24 protein-coding genes are annotated in these 18,846 nt (G+C 63.9%); 9 read left to right on the forward strand and 15 right to left on the reverse strand.

All coding sequences use genetic code 11. From position 1 onward, the window contains the following. Positions 1-11 precede the first annotated feature (11 nt). Together DEM25_RS05480 and DEM25_RS05485 are read left to right on the forward strand one after the other, a co-directional pair. Positions 12-1,013: a cytochrome d ubiquinol oxidase subunit II gene (locus tag DEM25_RS05480; RefSeq protein WP_109768397.1), complete on the forward strand. Its 1,002-nt coding sequence runs from the start codon at positions 12-14 to the stop codon at positions 1,011-1,013. 39 nt (positions 1,014-1,052) lie between these two features. Continuing rightward, positions 1,053-1,667 (forward strand): alpha-ketoglutarate-dependent dioxygenase AlkB family protein, encoded by a 615-nt coding sequence (locus DEM25_RS05485; protein WP_109768375.1) that lies wholly within the window; start codon positions 1,053-1,055, stop codon positions 1,665-1,667. 29 nt (positions 1,668-1,696) lie between these two features. On the opposite strand, the gene coaA is transcribed toward DEM25_RS05485, so the two are convergent. The 7 genes from coaA to hisB all read right to left on the reverse strand — a co-directional run bounded on the left by coaA (position 1,697) and on the right by hisB (position 6,480). After that, positions 1,697-2,737, reverse strand: coding sequence for a type I pantothenate kinase (coaA, locus tag DEM25_RS05490; protein WP_109768374.1), 1,041 nt, complete (start codon positions 2,735-2,737; stop codon positions 1,697-1,699). Between the two features lie 36 nt (positions 2,738-2,773). Then, on the reverse strand, positions 2,774-3,091 hold the full coding sequence (locus DEM25_RS05495) for a phosphoribosyl-ATP diphosphatase (protein WP_109768373.1): 318 nt from the start codon (positions 3,089-3,091) through the stop codon (positions 2,774-2,776). A 6-nt stretch (positions 3,092-3,097) separates the two neighbouring features. After that, complete coding sequence (hisF, locus tag DEM25_RS05500; protein WP_109768372.1) at positions 3,098-3,883, reverse strand: imidazole glycerol phosphate synthase subunit HisF; 786 nt, start codon at positions 3,881-3,883, stop codon at positions 3,098-3,100. After that, a complete protein-coding gene (hisA, locus tag DEM25_RS05505) occupies positions 3,880-4,641 on the reverse strand; it encodes a 1-(5-phosphoribosyl)-5-[(5-phosphoribosylamino)methylideneamino]imidazole-4-carboxamide isomerase (RefSeq protein WP_109768371.1) in 762 nt (253 codons plus the stop codon). Before hisA ends, hisF begins: the two co-directional genes overlap by 4 nt. A gap of 105 nt (positions 4,642-4,746) precedes the next feature. Continuing rightward, positions 4,747-5,397, reverse strand: coding sequence for an imidazole glycerol phosphate synthase subunit HisH (gene hisH / locus DEM25_RS05510; protein ID WP_109768370.1), 651 nt, complete (start codon positions 5,395-5,397; stop codon positions 4,747-4,749). Then, positions 5,397-5,876 carry a DUF2628 domain-containing protein gene (locus DEM25_RS05515; protein WP_109768369.1) on the reverse strand — a complete coding sequence of 160 codons (480 nt, stop codon included), beginning with the start codon at positions 5,874-5,876 and terminating at the stop codon, positions 5,397-5,399. The genes hisH and DEM25_RS05515 overlap by 1 nt, the downstream gene beginning before the upstream one ends. Positions 5,877-5,880: 4 nt before the next feature. Further along, positions 5,881-6,480, reverse strand: a complete 600-nt coding sequence (hisB, locus tag DEM25_RS05520) for an imidazoleglycerol-phosphate dehydratase HisB (protein ID WP_109768396.1) — start codon at positions 6,478-6,480, stop codon at positions 5,881-5,883. Positions 6,481-6,612: 132 nt separating this feature from the next. Here hisB and hslV point away from each other — a divergent pair, with 132 nt between their 5' ends. From hslV to hslU, 4 genes are read left to right on the forward strand one after another with little or no spacing between them, the layout of a single operon-like run. Then, complete coding sequence (hslV, locus tag DEM25_RS05525) at positions 6,613-7,176, forward strand: ATP-dependent protease subunit HslV (protein ID WP_109768368.1); 564 nt, start codon at positions 6,613-6,615, stop codon at positions 7,174-7,176. After that, positions 7,166-7,717 (forward strand): GNAT family N-acetyltransferase, encoded by a 552-nt coding sequence (locus tag DEM25_RS05530; protein WP_109768367.1) that lies wholly within the window; start codon positions 7,166-7,168, stop codon positions 7,715-7,717. Before hslV ends, DEM25_RS05530 begins: the two co-directional genes overlap by 11 nt. Before the next feature lies 1 nt (position 7,718). Further along, a complete protein-coding gene (locus tag DEM25_RS05535) occupies positions 7,719-8,891 on the forward strand; it encodes a hypothetical protein (protein WP_109768366.1) in 1,173 nt (390 codons plus the stop codon). Further along, positions 8,888-10,198 carry an ATP-dependent protease ATPase subunit HslU gene (hslU, locus tag DEM25_RS05540; RefSeq protein WP_109768365.1) on the forward strand — a complete coding sequence of 437 codons (1,311 nt, stop codon included), beginning with the start codon at positions 8,888-8,890 and terminating at the stop codon, positions 10,196-10,198. Before DEM25_RS05535 ends, hslU begins: the two co-directional genes overlap by 4 nt. A 162-nt stretch (positions 10,199-10,360) precedes the next feature. Here hslU and DEM25_RS05545 read toward each other — a convergent pair whose 3' ends face one another. The 4 genes from DEM25_RS05545 to DEM25_RS05560 are packed head-to-tail and all read right to left on the reverse strand — an operon-like array spanning position 10,361 to position 13,175. Next, positions 10,361-10,732, reverse strand: a complete 372-nt coding sequence (locus DEM25_RS05545) for a helix-turn-helix transcriptional regulator (RefSeq protein ID WP_109768364.1) — start codon at positions 10,730-10,732, stop codon at positions 10,361-10,363. Beyond that, positions 10,729-11,361, reverse strand: coding sequence for a Smr/MutS family protein (locus DEM25_RS05550; RefSeq protein WP_245412768.1), 633 nt, complete (start codon positions 11,359-11,361; stop codon positions 10,729-10,731). Before DEM25_RS05550 ends, DEM25_RS05545 begins: the two co-directional genes overlap by 4 nt. Next, positions 11,358-12,455: a murein transglycosylase A gene (gene mltA, locus DEM25_RS05555; protein WP_109768362.1), complete on the reverse strand. Its 1,098-nt coding sequence runs from the start codon at positions 12,453-12,455 to the stop codon at positions 11,358-11,360. The genes DEM25_RS05550 and mltA overlap by 4 nt, the downstream gene beginning before the upstream one ends. 21 nt (positions 12,456-12,476) lie before the next feature. Continuing rightward, positions 12,477-13,175: a Tim44/TimA family putative adaptor protein gene (locus DEM25_RS05560; RefSeq protein ID WP_109768395.1), complete on the reverse strand. Its 699-nt coding sequence runs from the start codon at positions 13,173-13,175 to the stop codon at positions 12,477-12,479. A 137-nt stretch (positions 13,176-13,312) separates the two neighbouring features. Here DEM25_RS05560 and DEM25_RS05565 point away from each other — a divergent pair, with 137 nt between their 5' ends. Then, positions 13,313-13,813: an FxsA family protein gene (locus DEM25_RS05565; protein WP_109768361.1), complete on the forward strand. Its 501-nt coding sequence runs from the start codon at positions 13,313-13,315 to the stop codon at positions 13,811-13,813. A 122-nt stretch (positions 13,814-13,935) separates the two neighbouring features. Further along, complete coding sequence (gene secB, locus DEM25_RS05570; RefSeq protein WP_109768360.1) at positions 13,936-14,457, forward strand: protein-export chaperone SecB; 522 nt, start codon at positions 13,936-13,938, stop codon at positions 14,455-14,457. Positions 14,458-14,484: 27 nt separating this feature from the next. Here the strand turns inward: secB and dnaQ are convergent, their stop codons facing one another. The 4 genes from dnaQ to DEM25_RS05590 all read right to left on the reverse strand — a co-directional run bounded on the left by dnaQ (position 14,485) and on the right by DEM25_RS05590 (position 17,338). After that, complete coding sequence (gene dnaQ, locus DEM25_RS05575; RefSeq protein ID WP_109768359.1) at positions 14,485-15,192, reverse strand: DNA polymerase III subunit epsilon; 708 nt, start codon at positions 15,190-15,192, stop codon at positions 14,485-14,487. A 94-nt stretch (positions 15,193-15,286) separates the two neighbouring features. Beyond that, positions 15,287-15,898, reverse strand: coding sequence for a dephospho-CoA kinase (coaE, locus tag DEM25_RS05580; RefSeq protein WP_109768358.1), 612 nt, complete (start codon positions 15,896-15,898; stop codon positions 15,287-15,289). Continuing rightward, positions 15,895-16,752 (reverse strand): shikimate dehydrogenase, encoded by an 858-nt coding sequence (locus tag DEM25_RS05585; protein ID WP_109768357.1) that lies wholly within the window; start codon positions 16,750-16,752, stop codon positions 15,895-15,897. The genes coaE and DEM25_RS05585 overlap by 4 nt, the downstream gene beginning before the upstream one ends. Beyond that, positions 16,745-17,338 (reverse strand): Maf-like protein, encoded by a 594-nt coding sequence (locus DEM25_RS05590; RefSeq protein WP_109768356.1) that lies wholly within the window; start codon positions 17,336-17,338, stop codon positions 16,745-16,747. The genes DEM25_RS05585 and DEM25_RS05590 overlap by 8 nt, the downstream gene beginning before the upstream one ends. A 479-nt stretch (positions 17,339-17,817) precedes the next feature. Between DEM25_RS05590 and hemE the strand changes: the two genes are divergently transcribed. Further along, a complete protein-coding gene (gene hemE, locus DEM25_RS05595; protein WP_109768355.1) occupies positions 17,818-18,843 on the forward strand; it encodes a uroporphyrinogen decarboxylase in 1,026 nt (341 codons plus the stop codon). Positions 18,844-18,846: the final 3 nt, after the last annotated feature.

The raw sequence follows: 18,846 nt of genomic DNA on the forward strand, positions 1-18,846 counted from the left end.
CGGCGATGGATGTGACGCTTTTGTACCCTTACCTGCCGGTGGTCTTTGCCGGGCTGATGGGGATTGCCATCCTCGTCTATGTGATCCTCGACGGTTTCGACCTGGGCGTCGGCATCCTGTTTGCCGTGGCACCCGTCGAGGATCGCGACCGTATGATCGCATCGATCGGCCCGTTCTGGGACGCCAACGAGACATGGCTGGTCCTGGCGATCGGCATCCTGCTGGTCGCGTTCCCTGTCGCGCACGGTGTGATCCTGACCGAACTCTACCTGCCCGTCGCCATCATGCTGATCGGCCTGATCGCGCGCGGCGTGGCGTTCGAATTCCGCGCCAAGGCGACCGACGAGGAAAAGTGGCTGTGGAACCGCGTCTTCTTTCTCGGCTCGCTGGTGACCGCGCTCAGCCAGGGCTACATGCTCGGTGCCTATGTACTTGGCCTCGACGGTGACCGCGCAACCATGCTGTTCGGCTTTGTCGTAGCGCTGTGCCTGACGGCAGCCTATGCGGCGATCGGCGCGGCATGGCTGATCTACAAGACCGATGGCGATCTGCAGAAGCGCGCCGTCGCCTGGATGCGCCGCGCGCTGATCCTTGCGATGGGCGGAATGGCCGCGATTTCACTGGCAACGCCGTTCGCCAGCGACCGGATCTTTGCCAAATGGTTCTCGGTTCCCGAGATCGTCGCGCTGGCGCCGTTGCCGCTGATGACGGCGATCCTGTTCGGCTATCTGTTCTGGCAACTGGCCCATCTGCCCGACCGCAACGACCGGTTTTCGCTGCTGCCGTTCATCGCCATGACGGCGATCATGGTGCTCGGTTTTTTCGGGCTGGCCTATTCCTTCTACCCCTATGTGGTGCCCGACCGGACGACGATCTATGAAGCGGCGGCAGCGCCCGAAAGCCTGATGATCGTTCTGGTCGGCGCGATGGTCGTCATTCCGGTGATCGCGATCTATTCGATCTATGCCTACCGCGTGTTCGGCGGCAAGGCGACGGATCTGCGCTATGATTGACGCGCCCACCATTTCGTTGCTGGAGCTGGAGCCGCAGCGTTGACGACACTGCCCGATGGCGTACGCCACATTCCCGGCGCCCTCGATCCCGAGGCGCAGACGGCGCTGGTCGATGGCATCCGCGCCGTGGTCGCGCAGGCGCCTCTGTTCGTGCCTGCCATGCCTCGGACCGGCAAGTCGATGTCCGTGCGGATGAGCAATTGCGGGCCGCTCGGCTGGGTTACCGACAAGGAACGCGGCTATCGCTACCAGCCGGCACATCCAGTCACCGGTGCGCCCTGGCCGGCGATGCCGCAACAGCTTCTGGCACTCTGGACCGAAGTCACGGGCTATCCGCACCCGCCGGAGGCCTGTCTGATCAATTTCTACGCGCCCGATACGAAGATGGGCCTGCATCAGGACCGTGACGAAGCGGATTTCGATGCGCCGGTGCTGTCCATCTCGCTGGGCGATGACTGCCTGTTCCGCATTGGCGGCACCAGGCGTAGCGGCAAGACCATGTCGTTGCGCCTCGTCTCCGGCGATATCGTCGTTCTCGGCGGCGCCAGCCGGCTTGCCTATCACGGCGTCGACCGGATTTATCCGGGCACTTCGATGCTTCTTGAGAAAGCCGGCCGGATCAATTTGACATTGCGGCGCGTCACAGTTCCGTAGCCGGCAAATTCATTGACTTGATATGCCGGCTACAGTTTTCGCAGGAGCACCGATTCGACCAGATGGTCCGAACCCTTGCGCAGGATCAGATCGGCGCGCGGCCGGGTCGGCAGGATGTTCTCCCGCAGGTTCCGCAAATTGATGTTGGCCCACAGTCCCTCGGCGATGGCCCGCGCGGCATCTTCGGACAGCTGCGAATAGCGGTGAAAGAAGGACTGCGGATCCTGAAACGCGGTTTGCCGCAGCTTCATGAACCGGTCCACATACCAGGTGTGGATCAGATCGTCGTCCGCATCGATGTAGATCGAATAGTCGAAGAAGTCCGACACGAAGGGGATGGTCCGGCCGTCTTCGGGCAGGTCGCGCACCTGAAGCACATTGATGCCTTCGAAGATCAGAATGTCCGGCCGGTCGATCGTCTTGTAGGCGCCTTCGCGCACATCGTAGGTCAGGTGCGAATAAAGCGGCGCCTTGACCGTCTGCTCGCCCGCCTTGATCGCCGACAAAAACCGCAGGATCGCGCCGACATCGTAGCTTTCGGGAAATCCCTTGCGTTCCATCAGCCCGCGTTCGCGCAGAACCGCATTGGGCAGCAGGAAGCCGTCGGTCGTGATCAGGTCCACCTTGGGACTGGACGGCCAGCGCGACAGCAGCTCGGTCAGAACGCGAGCGGTGGTCGACTTTCCGACCGCCACCGATCCGGCGATGCCGATGATGTAGGGCGTCTTGATCGCCTCGGGAAAGTTCAGAAACCGCTTGCGCTGCCGAAACAACTCCTGCGACGCCTCGACATGGGCTGACAGAAGCCGCGAGATCGACAGATAGATGCGGCGGACCTCTTCGAGATCGACCGGGTCGTTCAGCGAGCGCAGGCGTTTGACCTCGTCGGCGCTCAAGGTGAGCGGCGTGTCGGCGCGGAACTCGGCCCATTTGGTCGCGGTGAAATGGCGGTAGGGCGACAGGTCACCGCCTGACAACTGGTCCGCCAGGGACAGGCCGTCGGCAACCGCATCGAGACTGTCCGGCGCATGTCCGGCCCGTTCGTTGGTGCTGTCGGCGGTGCGATCCATGGGTCAATCCCCGTCGGTCGGCAGCTTGGAGCGCTTTTATGCGTCGCGCGCGGCCTTTTCCGCAAGTCCACTTTCGGCGGTACGGCGTTCAAGCTCGGCGAGGACCTCATCGAGCGCGATCCCGCGGGTGCGGCAAACGACCAGCCAGTGATAGAGAAGATCGGCACTCTCAGCGACCAGCGCGTCACGGTCATCGCCGAGCGCGGCGATCACCGTTTCGACCGCCTCTTCGCCAAGCTTCTTGGCAGCCCGCTCCGGTCCGGCGGCAACAAGCCTGGCCGTCCAGCTCTCGGAGGGATCGGCTTTTGCGCGCGCCGCGATGATCGCTTCAAGGTCGTGAAGGGTGAAAGACATGGCCGTTCATGCCGCAGGATCGAGGCGAACCGCAAGCCCGGCGTTTGCCATGTGCGTCTTGGCCTCTCCGATCGTGTGCGTGCCGAAATGGAAGATCGAGGCGGCCAGAACGCCCGTGGCGTGACCGTCGCGCACGCCCTCGACCAGATGATCGAGCGATCCCACGCCGCCCGAGGCGATGACAGGGACGCGCACCGCATCGGCGATCGCGCGCGTCAGCGCGATGTCGAAGCCGGCCTTGGTGCCGTCACGGTCCATCGAGGTGAGCAATATCTCGCCGGCGCCGAGATCGACCACTTTCCGCGCAAACGCCACGGCGTCGATGCCCGTAGGCTCGCGGCCGCCATGGGTGAAGATTTCCCAGCGGTCGGGCTCGCCTTCGCCCGACACTTTCTTGGCATCGATGGCGACGACAATGCACTGGTTGCCGAACTTGTCGGCGGCCTCGGCGACAAATTGCGGGTTCTTGACCGCCGCCGTGTTGATCGAAACCTTGTCGGCGCCGGCCAGAAGCAGCTTGCGGATGTCCTCGACCGTGCGGACCCCGCCGCCGACCGTCAGAGGCATGAAGCAGTGTTCGGCGGTTCGCGCGACAACATCGAAGATCGTCTCGCGATCATCGGACGAAGCGGTGATGTCGAGAAAGCACAATTCGTCGGCGCCGGCGGCGTCATAGGCCTTGGCAGCCTCGACCGGATCGCCCGCATCGATCAGATCGACGAAATTTACGCCCTTGACGACGCGGCCGTCCTTGACGTCGAGGCAGGGAATGACACGGGCTTTCATGGTCATGTGAACAGGCCCTCGTCCGGCGGCAGGATGCCTTCGAGCACGCCGAGCGCAATCTGCGCGTCGACGCGCCCGTCATAGAGCGCGCGGCCGGAAATCGCGCCTTCGAGCCGTTCGGCGTCGGGCATGACCATCCGCACGACATCGGCAAGCGACGCCATGCCGCCCGAGGCGATGACGGGAATCGAGACCGCTTCGGCCAGATCGATGGTCGCCTCCCAGTTGATGCCGGTCAGAACGCCGTCGCGGTCGATGTCGGTGAAGACGATGGCGGCAACGCCGGCCCCCTCAAATTGTTTGGCCAGTTCGATGGCGCCCAGTTCGGAAGCTTCGGCCCAACCCTCGACGGCGACCTTGCCGCCTTTCGCGTCGATGCCGACGGCGATCTTGCCGGGAAAAGCGCGGCACGCCTCGCGAACCAGGTCCGGATCGCGCACCGCGACCGTGCCGAGGATCACCCGGGCGAGGCCCTTGTCGAGCCAGCGCTCGATGTCGGCCAGCGTGCGAATGCCGCCACCGAGCTGAACGGGGTTCTTCGTCGCGGAAAGAATCGCTTCGACCGCGTCGCCATTGACGCTTTCGCCCTCGAACGCGCCGTTCAGGTCGACAACATGAAGCCATTTGAAACCTTCATCCTCGAAGGCCTTGGCCTGCGCGGCGGGATCGTCATTGTAGACAGTCGCCTGGTCCATGTCGCCGAGCCGGAGCCGGACGCATTGCCCATCTTTCAGATCGATCGCGGGGAAGAGGATCTTAGACATGGCCAATGCTCTTTTCCGATCGCGCGTCCTCGCGGGCTGACCGCAGCGGGCGCCGCGCGGGGCCGACTTTCAGATAAATGGCGGGGAACAGGATCGTCGATCGGTTCACGGCGTCCACTCCAGGAAATTGCCGATCAGGGCCAGGCCGAGCGTCTGGCTCTTTTCGGGGTGGAACTGGGTTCCGGCCATGTTGTCGCGCGCGACAGCAGCGGTCACCGGTCCGCCATAGCCGCATGTCGCGACAATATCGGCCTCGTGTGCGGCCGCCAGATGGTAGGAATGGACGAAATAGGCGTGCAGCCCGTCCGGCCCGGTGGGAATGCCGGCAAACAGCGGATGCTCACGTCTGACATCCAGCGTGTTCCAGCCGATCTGCGGAATGCGCAGCGCCGGATCGGACGGTGTCATCAGCGTCACGTCGCCCTCGATCCAGTCGAAACCGGGCGTGACGGTCTTTTCGAGCCCGCGCGTCGACATGAGCTGCATGCCGACGCAGATGCCCAGAAACGGGCGCCCCTTGGCGATGACGGCCTCGTCGATCGCCTCATGCATGCCGGGTACGGCATCGAGCCCGGCGCGGCAATCGGCATAGGCGCCGACACCCGGCAGGACGATTCGGTCGGCATACGCAACGCGATCGGCATCGGCGGTAACCTGTATCTCGGCGTCGATTCCGCGTTCGCGCGCTGCGCGTTCGAACGCCTTGTGGGCAGACCGCAGGTTGCCCGAGCCGTAATCGATGATCGCAACACGCATCAGCGGTTCACCCCGCCGGGCGCGGCAAAGAGGAAATCGGGCGCTTCGGCTGCGGCCAGCCCCCGACCGGGCACCATAGCGGCGGCGAGTGGTGCTTCGAAAGATTCATCGCCCGCCATGTCCGCAAACCGCAATTCCGCCGCCTCTTGCGTGTCTGCTTCGACGACATCGACAAGCCGGTAGCCGCGCGGGCGCGCCGCGCCGATCCTCCAGCCCTGTCCTTCCAGACCCACAAAAAGCCCGACCAGCAGGTTGAACGGCAGGGCGAGCGATGCCCATTGCGGGATCTGCGCCAACAGCGCGATGGCCAGCGAGGCTGCAAAGACGCCGAAGGCGGCGAACCAAAGCCTGTGCCACAACAGCCAAAGCAGCGGCACGACGAAGCCGAGCCACGACCAGCCGTCCCGGATCACCAGAAGGGGCGCCCGGCCACGCGGCGGTGTCCGGTCCTCGTGCCGCAGGATCACATAGCGCGCCATGGCCTTACCCGCTCAACGAACCCTTGGTGGACGGAACGGCGCCGGCCTGCCGCGGATCGATCTCGATGGCTGTGCGCAACACCCGCGCCACCGCCTTGAAGCAAGTTTCGGCGATGTGGTGGCTGTTGGCGGCATAAAAGTTCTCAACATGCAGCGTGATGCCGGCATGCTGGCTCAGCGCCTGGAAGAACTCCCGGACCAGCTCGGTGTCGAACGTGCCGATCTTCGGCGCGGTGAAGTCCACCTTCCAGACCAGGAAGGGCCGGCCGGAAACATCGAGCGCGGCGCGCGTCAGTGCCTCGTCCATGGCAAGGTCGAGGCTGGCATAGCGGGTCACACCGCGCCGGTCGCCAAGCCCCTTGCTGATCGCCTGACCGAGCGCGATGCCGACATCCTCGACCGTGTGGTGATCGTCGATATGCGTGTCGCCGTTCGCCGCAATCGTCATGTCGATCAGCGAATGGCGCGCCAGCTGGTCGAGCATGTGGTCGAAAAACCCGATTCCTGTCGTAATCGACCGTTTGCCGGTGCCGTCCAGATCGACGGTCACACTGATGTCGGTTTCGTTGGTCTTGCGGCTGACAGTGGCCGTGCGGGCGCTCATCGTCTTGCACTCCGGGTTGATCGCGCGCCTCTTACCAAGCGACGGGCGCAAACGCCAGCCGGGCGAACGCCCGGATTGCATGGGCCTTTGCGCCACCTACATAGGGCGCAACGGTTCAAGAAGGACGAAGAGATGAACGAACGAAACGGACTGCCTTCCATGCACGCGACGACCATCGTGACCGTGCGCAAGGGCGGCAAGGTCGTCATTGCCGGCGACGGCCAGGTGACGATGGGCCAGGCGACCGTGATGAAGGGCAATGCCCGCAAGGTGCGCAGGATCGGCAAGGACGGACAGGTGATTGCCGGATTTGCCGGCGCGACGGCGGACGCCTTCACCCTTCTGGAACGGCTCGAAAAGAAGCTCGAGCAGTATCCCGGACAGTTGATGCGCGCCTGCGTGGAACTGGCCAAGGACTGGCGCACGGACAAATATCTGCGCAATCTGGAAGCGCTTATGCTGGTCGCCGACAAGGATGTGTCGCTGTGCGTGACGGGCAATGGCGACGTGCTGGAACCCGAGCATGGCGTCATGGCGATCGGATCGGGCGGCAATTATGCGCTTGCAGCCGCCCGCGCGCTGGCCGACGGCGATCATGACGCGGAAACGATCGCCCGCAAGGCGATGGCCATCGCCGCCGAAATCTGCGTCTACACCAATGACAATCTGGTCATGGAAACGCTTGATGAAGGCTGACGCCGACGAGATCACCTTCCGGCCGGTGACCGACGGCGACTTGCCCATGCTGCGGTCGTGGATGGTCCAGCCCCATTGGCAGGAATGGTGGGGCGATGCGGAGACCGAACTGGGCTATGTCCGCGACATGATCGAGGGTCGCGACACGACCCGTCCGTACCTGTTTCTCGTCGGCGATGTGCCGATGGGCTATATCCAGTATTGGTTCATCGATGATCATCGGCGCGAACCCTGGCTGACCGACGAGCCCTGGATTGCCGAGTTGCCGGCCGGTAGCATCGGTGTTGACCTGTCGATCGGCGATGCGGCGGGGCTCGGCAAGGGTCTTGGTTCGGCGGCCCTGGCAGCCTTCGTCAGGACACTATGGGACGAGGGGTTTCGGGAGATCATCATCGATCCCGATCCCGCCAATGCGCGCGCCGTGCGGGCGTACCACAAGGCCGGATTTCGCACGATCGACGCCCTGAAGGGCCGGTTCGACAGCGTCCATCTCATGCGTTTTGACCCGAATGCGGCGATGTTCGGCGAAGAGGCGGCATGACATGATCACGCGCGAGCAACTCGACGAAGCGGTGCGCCGCGGCCTCATTGGGGCCGAACAGCGCGACGGTCTCATCAGGTTCGCTGATACGGGCTCCGTCGCATCCGAAGAAGCCAAAGACACGCCAGCGGCCGGCTTTGACGAACAGATGCGCCTGATCGGTGGCGGCAACGACGTGTTCGTGACGATCGGCGTCGTCATGCTGAGCGCCGGGCTCTTTGCCGCGCTGATCACGTTTCTGGGTGATCGGACGACGGTCATGTTCGGCATCATGGCCGTTTTCCTGTGGGCCGTCGCCGAGTTCGTCACACGACAGCGCCGCATGCGCCTGGCTTCCACCGTGATCGGGTTGGGCTTCCTGTTTGCCGTGCAGGCGATCCTCACCGACTGGGTGGTCACGGGCTATGGCATCGCGATGCCGGAAAACCCGCTGCAGCTTGCCGCCATGCGCCCGCAGCTGGGCATTGCAGGCACGGTTCTGCTGGGTGGTGTTGCGACCGCGGCGGTGCTCTATTTCTGGCGTTTCCGCGTGCCGGTCATGGCCGGCGCGATCGCGCTCTGCCTGACAGCGCTGTCCTTCTTCTATGTCACGCTGTTCCTTTATGACGGCGTGACCGAAGGCCGGCTTTATCTGCCGGCGCTCGACGATCTGCCGGACCTGTTGCGCAACGCGCTCTACATGCCGCTGATCTCGGGCCTTGCGATCTTCGCCGTCGGCGTGATGTTCGACCTGCGCGACCGCGAGCGGGTAACGGTCTGGTCGGACTGCGCCTTCTGGCTGCACGTGATCTCGGCGCCGCTGCTGGTCCATCCGCTGTTCATCATGTCGACGGGCCAGGATGTAGTGTTCGGCGAGATCGAGCCCGGCACGAGCGCCATGGTGATGCTGGCCGTTCTGATCACCGTCTTCGTCTATGTGGCGCTTGCCATCGACCGGCGTTCGCTGCTCATCCCGACGCTGGCCTATTTCGGGTCGCTCGGCATCTATTATCTGGTCAACTCGGCAGCCAACCAAACGGGAATTCCGCCGTTCGCGCTGATCCTGCTGGTCGTCGGCGCACTGATCATGGCGTTCGGCGCGGGCTGGCAGCGTATCCGCGGCTTGATCATACGCCCGACCCTCCCCACATCGCTGCTCGACAAACTTCCCCCCATCAGAGTGCATACCACATGACCAATTTCTCACCCCGGGAGACCGTCTCGGAACTCGACCGCCATATTATCGGCCAGAAGGACGCCAAGCGCGCCGTTGCCATCGCGCTGCGCAATCGCTGGCGCCGCCAGCAGCTTGCCGACGATCTGCGCGACGAGGTGATGCCCAAGAACATTTTGATGATCGGGCCGACCGGCGTTGGCAAGACGGAGATCTCGCGTCGCCTGGCGCGGCTTGCGGGCGCCCCCTTTATCAAGGTGGAAGCGACCAAGTTCACCGAGGTCGGCTATGTCGGCCGCGATGTCGAGCAGATCGTCCGCGACCTGGTCGAGGTGGGTATCGGGCTTGTCCGGGAAAAAAAGCGCGAAGCGGTCAAGGCCAAGGCGCGCATCAATGCCGAGGAGCGTGTGCTCGAGGCACTGGTCGGCAAGAATGCCAGCCCGGCAACCCGGGATTCATTCCGCAAGAAGCTGCGCGAAGGCCAGTTGGACGACAAGGAAATCGAGATCGAGGTGGCCGACCACGGCCAGGGCGGGATGCCCGGCTTCGACATTCCCGGCATGCCCGGCGGCAATGTCAGCATGATCAATCTCGGCGAGATCATGGGCAAGGCGTTCGGCCAGCGTACCAAACAGATCAAGACGAGCGTGCGCGAGAGCCACGACCTTCTGGTGGCCGACGAATCCGACAAGCTTCTGGACGAGGACCAGGTCGTGTCCGAGGCGCTGCGGTCGGTCGAAAATGACGGCATCGTCTTTCTGGACGAGATCGACAAGATCGCTGCCGGCGACGGTCGCATGTCGGGCGGCGTCAGCCGCGAAGGCGTGCAGCGCGACCTGCTGCCGCTGGTCGAGGGCACGACCGTGGCGACCAAATACGGGCCGGTGAAGACCGACCATGTGCTGTTCATCGCCTCGGGCGCCTTCCACGTCTCCAAACCGTCGGACCTTCTGCCCGAACTTCAGGGCCGGCTGCCGATCCGCGTCGAACTGCGCGCATTGGAGCGGGACGATTTCCGCCGCATCCTGACCGAGACCGAGGCCAGCCTGATCAAGCAGTATATCGCGCTGATGGCGACCGAGGAGGTGACGCTCGAATTCACCGACGACGCGATCGATGCACTGGCCGACATCGCCGTCGATCTCAACGCCTCCGTCGAGAATATCGGCGCGCGGCGGCTGCAGACGGTGATGGAACGGGTGCTCGACGAGATCTCGTTCGAAGCGCCCGACAAGGCGGGCACGACGATGGTGATCGACGCCGATTATGTGAAGACCAATGTCGGCGAACTGGCCCGCAACACGGACCTGTCGCGCTTCATTCTGTAGAACGCTTCTTATCCAACCCCGCCCTTGAGCGAAGGTCGGCGGCTGCCGCGTTTCAAACGGGGCAACGGCTCACCGTGGCGCCACATCGTTGTCCCTACCCGCTCGACCATCGCGAGCTTGGTTTCGCGTGCCTCCCCTCTCGGGGAAGGCGGGGCCTTGGCTTCACCGTTCCGATTGCCGGATCGCCGCATCGAGTCTCAGACGCAGATCTTCGATCGCGTCGTCCGACAGCACGTCGATGCCCGATGCCAAAAGGTTGGCCAGTTCGGTCGCGCGCGGAGACAGCTCCGTCGTATCGATCGTCACGCGCGGCGCCGACTGAAGCGCCAGCCGCTGCAACTCGTCGGCGTCGTCCCAGATGATGTTCAGGCAGGCAATGATCTCCTGAACCAGGATCCAGCGCGGCACGCCGCGTTTGCCATTCTCGAGCGCCGACAGATAGGCGGGCGAGACGCCGATCGCCTGCGCCATCTGCCTCTGCGTCATGCCGCGCTCAGCGCGCAATTGCCGCAGCCGTTCGCCGAACGGGGTCATCGGTGCCGGTGCCCGTGCGGTTCGGCGGTCTTGCGCAGACGGACATAGAATGCGCCGTCGCCGCCATGGCCGCGTGCGGCGGACCGAATGCCGCTGACCAGGCCGGCGAACGGTTCGCGCGACAGCCAGAACGGCACCATCCGGCGCAGAACGCCGTCGCTGTGCGGTGAGCGTCCTTTGCCGGTGATGACCAGGACGTGACGGCAATCGCGCGCCCGCGCCTGCGTCAGAAAGCGGTGCAGCTGGCTCATCGCTTCGTCCTGGTTCATGTTGTGGAGATCGATGCTGGCGTCGATCGGTGTCCGGCCACGCGAGAGTTTTCGGTAGACCGGCTGTTCGATGGGGACAGGTCCGGGCGCCCGCGCTGCCCGTTGCGCCTGGCGAACAGGTGCCGGCGGCGCTGCCGACCGATTCGGTTCGCCTGCGGCGCCCCGCCTGGCAGGCGTCGATTGCGTCGGTGCATCCTCGCCGAACGCACCGGCCACCCAATCGTCCCAGACATCCTGCTGCGCCTGACGGTGACGCACGCGATCGAGCGGATTGACCGTCCGCGCGACCTTGTTCCACAGGATGCGGTCTTCAAGGCTGAGCGGATGGGTCGGTTTTCGGGATTTGCGGTGCTCGGTCACGGCGCCCATTCCTCCGGCAACCGGTCCACCATGTCACGGGGGACAAGAATCGTGAAGGTGCATGGCGACTTGACGCCACCGGCCGCCTCGCCCGCGGCCGAGCCGGTTCCGAAGAAGATGTCGCCGCGCGCGGCGCCAACGATCGCGGAACCGGTTTCCTGGGCGATCATCAGCCGCCGGAACGAAGCGCCTGCTACCCTGTCGGCGTCGACGAAGACCGGCGTGCCGAACGTATGCAGAAGCCGATCGACGGCGAGCGAGCGGCCGGCGGTGAGCGGTACCTTTGCAGCCGCGACCGGGCCGTCGCCGGGCTCGCCTGCCGGCGTTTCGCGAAAGAAGATGTAGGACCGGTTTTCGGCCATCAGACCCGATGCCTGATCGGGATGAGCGGCAAGCCAGGTCCGGATCGACTGCATGGAGACGGAGGCGGCCGGTATCTCGCCACGATCGACCAGAAGCTTGCCGATGGCCGTGAATGGGTGACCGGTCTTGCCGTCATAGGTGATGCGCGTGGTGCTGCCGTCCGAAAATGTCAGGCGCGCTGCGCCCTGTATGTGGACGAAGAAGGCATCGACCGGGTCCGCGACAAAGGCGATCTCGAGGCCCTGTCCGTCCAACGCACCGGCTTCGATCGCCGCCCGGTCATGAAATTCCGTCAGGACCCCATCATCGCCACGGCGGGCAAAGCGCATTTGCGGGTCGAAGTCTGGCGGACGATTGCTGTCATCGACGGGCACCAGATCGGGCGGGCGCCGGAGAAAGGGCACGGCAAAGGATGGTGTTCGACGATGGGAGGCCGAAAGCTCGGGTTCGTAGAAGCCGGTTACAAGGCCCTGCTCGCCGGTTCCGTTATCAAGGCGCACCGGGGCAAACCTGTTCTCGAAGAATCCGCGCGGGTCGTCTCGGGCGCCGAGCTCCGCCGCCTCTGCAGCCAGTGTCATCAGAGGTTCGGGCGGAATGCCGAGCCGTCCGGTTCGATAGGTTTCGCCCACCGGTTTTTTGCAGTGGCGCGCCAGTGTTGCCAGCGCGGCGGCATGATCGTCCTGCGCCCAGCCGTACATGTCGGCGAATGCGATGCGGTTCAGGGACCACATGGTGGCCGCCAGTACCGCAGCTTACTCGTCGGCTTCGGTCGCTTCGAGTTTCCAGTCGGGCGCCTCGCTGCGCACATCGCGCATGAAGGTCCACACATCCTTGACCTCGGCGACCGCCTCGGGATCGCCTTCGATGATCTCGCCATCCTTGCCGCGCGTCGCCGAGACGAGCTGACTGACGACGGACACGGTGATGTGGGCTTCTGAATCGCGCATCTGGGCGCCGACAATATCGATGGTGTCGATGCCGACAAAGTTGGTCTGCACCGTTTCGCCCCGCGCCTCGCGTTCGTCGAGCGCTGCGGCAAATCCGTCATAGACATCGGCCGACAACAGGTTGCGCAGCGTCTTGCGGTCCCCATCGGCGAACGCCATGACGATCATCTCGTAGGCCATCTTGGCGCCGGCCAGGAACTCGCCGGGGTGGAATTCGGGCGCCGCATCGCGGATGGCACGCAGACCCTTGTTAACCTCGGTACCCGGTTTGGCCATCTTGTCGATATCGGCATAGGGTTCGGGGTTCTCGCCACGCCCCGGCAAAGTGATCACATTGTCCGCTTCGCCGGCGTCATCGCGCGCCACGTCCTCACCCTGACGGGAATAGGGATCGAAGGGCGGGCGCTCCTGGCCGGTGCGGCGCCCTAGGACATTGCGAAGCTGTATGAAGACGAAGACAGCCGCGACGACAAAGATCAGGGTGACAAAATTCGACGAGTCCATTGGGTTTCCGTTTTCGGTCTGGTTGTCGCACGCGGCGCGCATAGCTGATATAGAACGTGCACCGCCATCATTCAAACCGGGACCGGTCACGCTTACATGGGTTCAAACACCGTGTTCAACCTGTCCGGACCGCCACCATGCCATTTTCGCTGATCCCCTTCGCCCTGCTGGTCATCCCACTGCTCGAAATTGCCGCTTTCGTGGTGATCGGCGGACAGATCGGTGTCTTCCCGACGCTGGCGCTGGTGGTCGTCACGGCGGTCATCGGCTCGATCCTGCTGCGCGTGCAGGGGTTCGGCCTGATCAACCGTATCCAGGCCGAAATGAATGCCGGGCGGGTGCCAGCGCGCGAGCTGGTGCATGGCGTGATGCTGCTGGTTGCGGGAATTCTGCTGCTGACACCCGGTTTTGTGACCGACGCGGCAGGCTTTCTGCTGTTCGTGCCGCCGGTGCGCGATGCGGTCTGGGGCTTTGTCCGAAGCCGCGTTCGCGTCGTCGGGCCGGACGGTGCCAAATTTCACGATGGCGCGTCGGAAACGACCCCGCGGGACGGCCGCACGATCGATCTCGACGAGGACGATTTTGCGCGCGAACCCGACCCCGACACACCTTGGGGCGACGGCCCGCCACGCTCGTAGCTGACAGAAAGGCCGGTTACTATGGCCCGCTTGTCACACAGGGGGCACCATGCTAGGCGACCGCGAAATCTCCCGATCCGGCGCGTTCGCGCCACTCCAGCAATTCCAAGAAGGCACCCAAGATGGCGGATGAAACCGACAAGACGAACGATGGCGAAACGGCAGCAGCCGCAGGAGCAACGACGGGCAACGGCAAATCGCCGCAGCTCAGCATCCTGACGCAGTACGTCAAGGATCTGTCGTTCGAGAGCCCCGGCGCGCCGATGACGCTGCGCCAGCGCGACAAGGCGCCGGCGATCAACATCAACATCAACGTCAACGCCAATCCGATGTCGGAAACCGACTATGACGTGGTGCTGACGCTGAACGCGACGGCCAAGGATGACGACAAGGTCCTGTTCAATGTCGAACTGATCTATGGCGGCGTGTTCCGCGTCGACGGCTTTCCCAAGGAGCACACGCTGCCGGTGGTCTTCATCGAATGCCCGCGCATGCTGTTCCCGTTTGCGCGGCAGATCGTGGCCGAATGCACACGCAATGGCGGTTTCCCGCCGCTGATGATCGATCCGGTCGATTTTGCGCGGATGTTCCAGCAGCGCATGGCCGAAGAACAGGCGCGCCAGAAGGTCGAAACGACGAACTGACCGAGAAAAGGGCCCGGCCGCGACGTTTCAGGCGGGGCGGCGCCAGAGCGGGGCCTCGCCCAGCAGTCCGATCATCTCTTCATGCGCGGCGGCTTCGGCCGCCGTCAGGCGCGGCGGCAAGGGGTCGGCGCGCGTACCGACCACCGCAACCTTGTCCGGACCTTCGGATCCCGTGGCTTTGTCGGCGGCAGTGTCGGCGACCACCGACAAGCCGAGAGCCGCCTGCTTGCCGCCGACCAGCTCGATATAGACTTCGGCCAGAAGCTCGCTGTCGAGGAGCGCGCCGTGCTTCTCGCGCCGCGAATTGTCGATCCCGTAGCGCTTGCACAGGGCATCGAGCGAGTTCGGGCCCATCGGATGGCGCCGGCGGGCAAGGGCGAGCGAATCGACGATCCGGGCCGGATCGAGCGCCGGAAAGCCGATCCGGGCGAACTCCTCATTGAAGAAGCCGGCATCGAAGCCGGCATTGTGAGCGATCAGCCTGGCATCGCCGACAAAGGCGAACCAATCGTCGACGATTTCGGCAAAGCGCGGCTTGTCGATCAGCATCTCGTTGGAAATGCCGTGTACAGCCAGCGCCTCGGGATGCACCTCACGCCCGTCCGGATTGATGAAGACGTGAAACGATCGTCCGGTGATGAACCGGTTGTCGAGTTCGACGGCGCCAATCTCGATGATGCGGTCAGCCTTGTTGTCGAGGCCGGTCGTTTCGGTGTCGAAGATAATTTCACGCATTGTTCGCCCAGTCTGCAAATCGCCATAACAGGATGGCGGTGCGCCCTGCCTCGGGCAAGACGTGCGCGGAACCATCCAAAGGCAATCGGCCGGTTCAGCCGGCCGCTTCGGCAAGGTTTCGGGGCGGCGGCTGCAGCACGGTGATCAGATCACGCACCTTGGCGCGCGCGCAGTCCATGCCCAACGACGTGTCGATGATGAAATCGGCCTTGGCACGCTTTTCACGATCCGGAACCTGGCGGGCGAGGATCGCCGCGAAACGATCTTCGGTCATGCCGGGCCGGGCAAGGACGCGCTCGCGCTGCACATCGGCCGGCGCAGTAACCACAAGCACCTTGTCGATCCGATCCTGTGCGCCCACCTCGAACAGAAGCGGGATGTCGAGGACCACCAGGCCAGCTCCATCGGCACGCGCACGTTCGACGAACGCGGCTTCGTGCGCAGCGACCAGCGGATGGACGATCGCCTCGAGCCGTCCCAGCGCCTCAGCGTCGCCCAGAACCCGCTCGCCCAGCTGTTTGCGGTCGACAATGCCGTCCATCACCGTGCCGGGAAAAGCCGTCTCGATGAGCGGCGCGGCATCGCCGCGGTAAAGCTCGTGAACGGCGGCGTCGGAATCGTGCACGGGAATTCCTGCCTCGGTGAACATGGCGGCGGTCGTCGACTTGCCCATACCGATCGAACCGGTCAGCCCCAGACGGATCATGACGCGTTGTCCCCCGCACAGTGCGCCTCAAGGTCGGCGACGATATGGGCGCGCAGGTCCGGTGTCACCAGTGGCCGGACGCCAAACCACCGTTCGAATCCTGGGACTGCCTGATGCAGCAGCATGCCCAGTCCGTCGGCAACGGTCAGGCCGCGGTCGCGCGCGGCGGCAAGCATGGGCGTGACCAGCGGCGCATAGACGATGTCGGTCACGATCGCCTGGTCACCGACCTTGTCGAGATCAAGCATCAGAGGCGGTTCGCCGGACATGCCCAGCGACGTCGTGTTGACCACCAGATCGGCATCGGCCGCCCGTTCGTCGATTGCGGCGAGCGGGGCGGCATGAATGGACTCGCCAAACAAGTCGGCGAGTTCAGCGGCCCGGTCGCGGGTGCGGTTGGCCAGATCGATATGGCGATAGCCGGCTTGGAGCAGCGCATGGAGGATTGCGCGGCTTGCGCCGCCCGCGCCGATCACCAATGCACGTTGGCCGGCGCGCCATTGCGGTGTCCAATCGTCGAGATTGGCCGCAAAGCCATAGGCATCGGTGTTGCCGGCGGCGAGCTCGCCGCGCTCTTTCCAGATGGTATTGACGGCCCCGATCGCTTCGGCCGCCGCATCACGCTTGTCGATAGCGGCAAACGCGGTCTGCTTGTGCGGAATGGTGACATTGCCGCCGGCCCAATTGGACGCCGACAGACCGGCCAGGAAGAACGGGAAATCGTCAGGGGCGATATCGAGCGGTTCGTACGATCCGGCCAGGCCAAGCCGGTCGAGCCAGAAGCGATGGATCAAAGGCGATCGCGAATGGCCGATCGGGTGCCCGGCGACGAAGGCGCGCGCCGGATCAGCCATCGATCATGTCCAGGCGCCGCAGTTCGGCCAGAAGCGGCAGCATGGGCATGCCGATGATGGTGAAGTAATCGCCCTCGACCCGGTCAAAAAGCCTGATGCCCGCGCCTTCGATCTGATAGGCGCCGACGCTCTGCAACGCCGCCTCGCCGACTTCGGCGAGATATCGGCCTATGAATGCCGGTGACAGGGTCCGCACATGCATGTGTGCCGTCGATACATGACGCCATAGCGTCTCTCCGTCGCGGACAAGCGCCAGTGCGCTGTGCAGCGCGTGCGCCTTGCCGGACATGGCCAGAAGACGGAACCGCGCTTCTTCCATGTTGGCCGGCTTATGCAGCAGTTCGCCGTCGAGCGCCATCGTCTGGTCCGCCCCCAGGACCAGCGCGCCGGGATGGCGTGCGCTGACATCGAGCGCCTTGGCCTCGGCAAGCACGGCCGCCACGTCGGCGGCATCGAGACCGCTTTCAACGAGCGGCGCTTCCACCGCCCGCTCCTCAATATCGGCCGCATCGGTCGAAAAGATGAGGCCGGCCTTGGTCAGAAGTTCGGCTCGGAAGGGGCTGGACGATGCAAGAACGAAGGTCATGGTCGGCTCTGAAGGCTGGGCGTCAGTGGGTGGCCTAACCTGCCGGAGGGCGCCGCACAAGCGCAGAGCCCCGGACGGACGCCTGCCGTGGGTTGGGGACAATTCCGGTGGGCAAACGCGATTGTCTGCCGCTTGGTTCACAGGCGCGGGCAAATGCGCGTGATCGGTCAACATGGATGGACCGGACTTTTGCTCCTGCACGCCGGCAGTGAACGGAGAAACAAAGCGCCGTCCACTGGCCATTCACATGAAATGATCCCGTTGGTAACGATTAAATATCTGATAAATAATCATTTTTAGGTTTGTCCTCGTCGATTCTGGTTTTCACTATCCAGCCGTCCGACGCAGGAACGCTGTGTATGAGAGGTGGAAAACCGCAGACAAAAGATTCATACCCGCAACTCACAGACTCATAGAAAAATCAAAAAACCTTCGTTAGACATCTCATTCTTAAAAGGGCTGTGAAAGGAGTGCGTTGCATGGGCCAGCGGACGATACTGGAAGTCATGCAGGGCGCGACGGTTACGCCACCGCCGATCTGGGTGATGCGGCAGGCGGGGCGTTATCTGCCCGAATATCGCGAGACACGCGCGAGGGCGAAGAACTTCCTCGATTTCTGCTACACGCCCGATCTGGCCGTTGAAGCGACGTTGCAGCCAATCCGCCGTTACGGCTTTGATGCGGCGATTCTTTTTTCGGATATTCTGGTGATCCCCGACGCACTCGACCGTAATGTGTCCTTCGTGCAGGGCGAGGGACCCCGAATGCGTCCGCTTGAAGGCGACGAAATCGAGAAGCTCGATTCAAGCCGTGTGCTTGATCATCTGGCGCCTGTTTTCGAAACGGTGCGGCGATTGCGCGTGGCGTTGCCGGATGAAACGGCGCTTTTGGGTTTTTGTGGCGCCCCTTGGACGGTGGCGACCTACATGATCGCCGGGCACGGAACACCCGACCAGGCCCCGTCGCGTCTGATGCTCTATCGCGAGCCGGCGCGGCTGGAGAAGTTGCTCGACATACTCGCCGAGGCGTCGGCGCGTTATCTGATCGCGCAGATCGATGCGGGGGCCGACGCCGTCAAGATTTTCGACAGTTGGGCGGGTGTTCTCGATCGTGTGGCATTCGAGCGGTGTTCGGTGGCGCCGGTTCGCAAGATCATTGAAACGGTGAAGCGCGAACGGCCCGGAACGCCGGTGATCGCCTTTCCGAAAGGCGCCGGCTGGCAATATCGCGACTACCGCGAAAAGACGGGTGCGGACATGATCGCGCTCGACTGGACGGTTCCACTCGATGTCGCGGCCCAGTTGCAGAAAGAAGGGCCGGTTCAGGGCAATCTGGACCCTTTGCGGGTCGTGGCGGGCAGGGCGGCGATCAAGGAAGGGGTCGATCGCATTCTCGACGCGCTGGCGGGCGGGCCGTTCGTCTTCAATCTCGGACACGGGATCACGCCGCAGGCCGATCCGGACGATATGGCCTATCTGGTCGACTGCGTACGCGGCAAGGCCTAGCGG

The sequence above is a fragment of the Oceaniradius stylonematis genome, from assembly GCF_003149475.2.
GTDB lineage: Bacteria > Pseudomonadota > Alphaproteobacteria > Rhizobiales > Rhizobiaceae > Roseitalea > Roseitalea stylonematis.

What these genes read in the sequence shown, in the direction of transcription:
- coaA (WP_109768374.1), bottom strand. Translation starts at nt 2,737, where the DNA reads ATGGATCGCACCGCCGACAGCACCAACGAACGGGCCGGACATGCGCCG.
- DEM25_RS05495 (WP_109768373.1), bottom strand. Translation starts at nt 3,091, where the DNA reads ATGTCTTTCACCCTTCACGACCTTGAAGCGATCATCGCGGCGCGCGCA.
- hisF (WP_109768372.1), bottom strand. Translation starts at nt 3,883, where the DNA reads ATGACCATGAAAGCCCGTGTCATTCCCTGCCTCGACGTCAAGGACGGC.
- hisA (WP_109768371.1), bottom strand. Translation starts at nt 4,641, where the DNA reads ATGTCTAAGATCCTCTTCCCCGCGATCGATCTGAAAGATGGGCAATGC.
- hisH (WP_109768370.1), bottom strand. Translation starts at nt 5,397, where the DNA reads ATGCGTGTTGCGATCATCGATTACGGCTCGGGCAACCTGCGGTCTGCC.
- DEM25_RS05515 (WP_109768369.1), bottom strand. Translation starts at nt 5,876, where the DNA reads ATGGCGCGCTATGTGATCCTGCGGCACGAGGACCGGACACCGCCGCGT.
- hisB (WP_109768396.1), bottom strand. Translation starts at nt 6,480, where the DNA reads ATGAGCGCCCGCACGGCCACTGTCAGCCGCAAGACCAACGAAACCGAC.
- hslV (WP_109768368.1), top strand. Translation starts at nt 6,613, where the DNA reads ATGAACGAACGAAACGGACTGCCTTCCATGCACGCGACGACCATCGTG.
- DEM25_RS05530 (WP_109768367.1), top strand. Translation starts at nt 7,166, where the DNA reads ATGAAGGCTGACGCCGACGAGATCACCTTCCGGCCGGTGACCGACGGC.
- DEM25_RS05535 (WP_109768366.1), top strand. Translation starts at nt 7,719, where the DNA reads ATGATCACGCGCGAGCAACTCGACGAAGCGGTGCGCCGCGGCCTCATT.
- hslU (WP_109768365.1), top strand. Translation starts at nt 8,888, where the DNA reads ATGACCAATTTCTCACCCCGGGAGACCGTCTCGGAACTCGACCGCCAT.
- DEM25_RS05545 (WP_109768364.1), bottom strand. Translation starts at nt 10,732, where the DNA reads ATGACCCCGTTCGGCGAACGGCTGCGGCAATTGCGCGCTGAGCGCGGC.
- mltA (WP_109768362.1), bottom strand. Translation starts at nt 12,455, where the DNA reads ATGTGGTCCCTGAACCGCATCGCATTCGCCGACATGTACGGCTGGGCG.
- DEM25_RS05560 (WP_109768395.1), bottom strand. Translation starts at nt 13,175, where the DNA reads ATGGACTCGTCGAATTTTGTCACCCTGATCTTTGTCGTCGCGGCTGTC.
- DEM25_RS05565 (WP_109768361.1), top strand. Translation starts at nt 13,313, where the DNA reads ATGCCATTTTCGCTGATCCCCTTCGCCCTGCTGGTCATCCCACTGCTC.
- secB (WP_109768360.1), top strand. Translation starts at nt 13,936, where the DNA reads ATGGCGGATGAAACCGACAAGACGAACGATGGCGAAACGGCAGCAGCC.
- dnaQ (WP_109768359.1), bottom strand. Translation starts at nt 15,192, where the DNA reads ATGCGTGAAATTATCTTCGACACCGAAACGACCGGCCTCGACAACAAG.
- coaE (WP_109768358.1), bottom strand. Translation starts at nt 15,898, where the DNA reads ATGATCCGTCTGGGGCTGACCGGTTCGATCGGTATGGGCAAGTCGACG.
- DEM25_RS05585 (WP_109768357.1), bottom strand. Translation starts at nt 16,752, where the DNA reads ATGGCTGATCCGGCGCGCGCCTTCGTCGCCGGGCACCCGATCGGCCAT.
- DEM25_RS05590 (WP_109768356.1), bottom strand. Translation starts at nt 17,338, where the DNA reads ATGACCTTCGTTCTTGCATCGTCCAGCCCCTTCCGAGCCGAACTTCTG.
- hemE (WP_109768355.1), top strand. Translation starts at nt 17,818, where the DNA reads ATGGGCCAGCGGACGATACTGGAAGTCATGCAGGGCGCGACGGTTACG.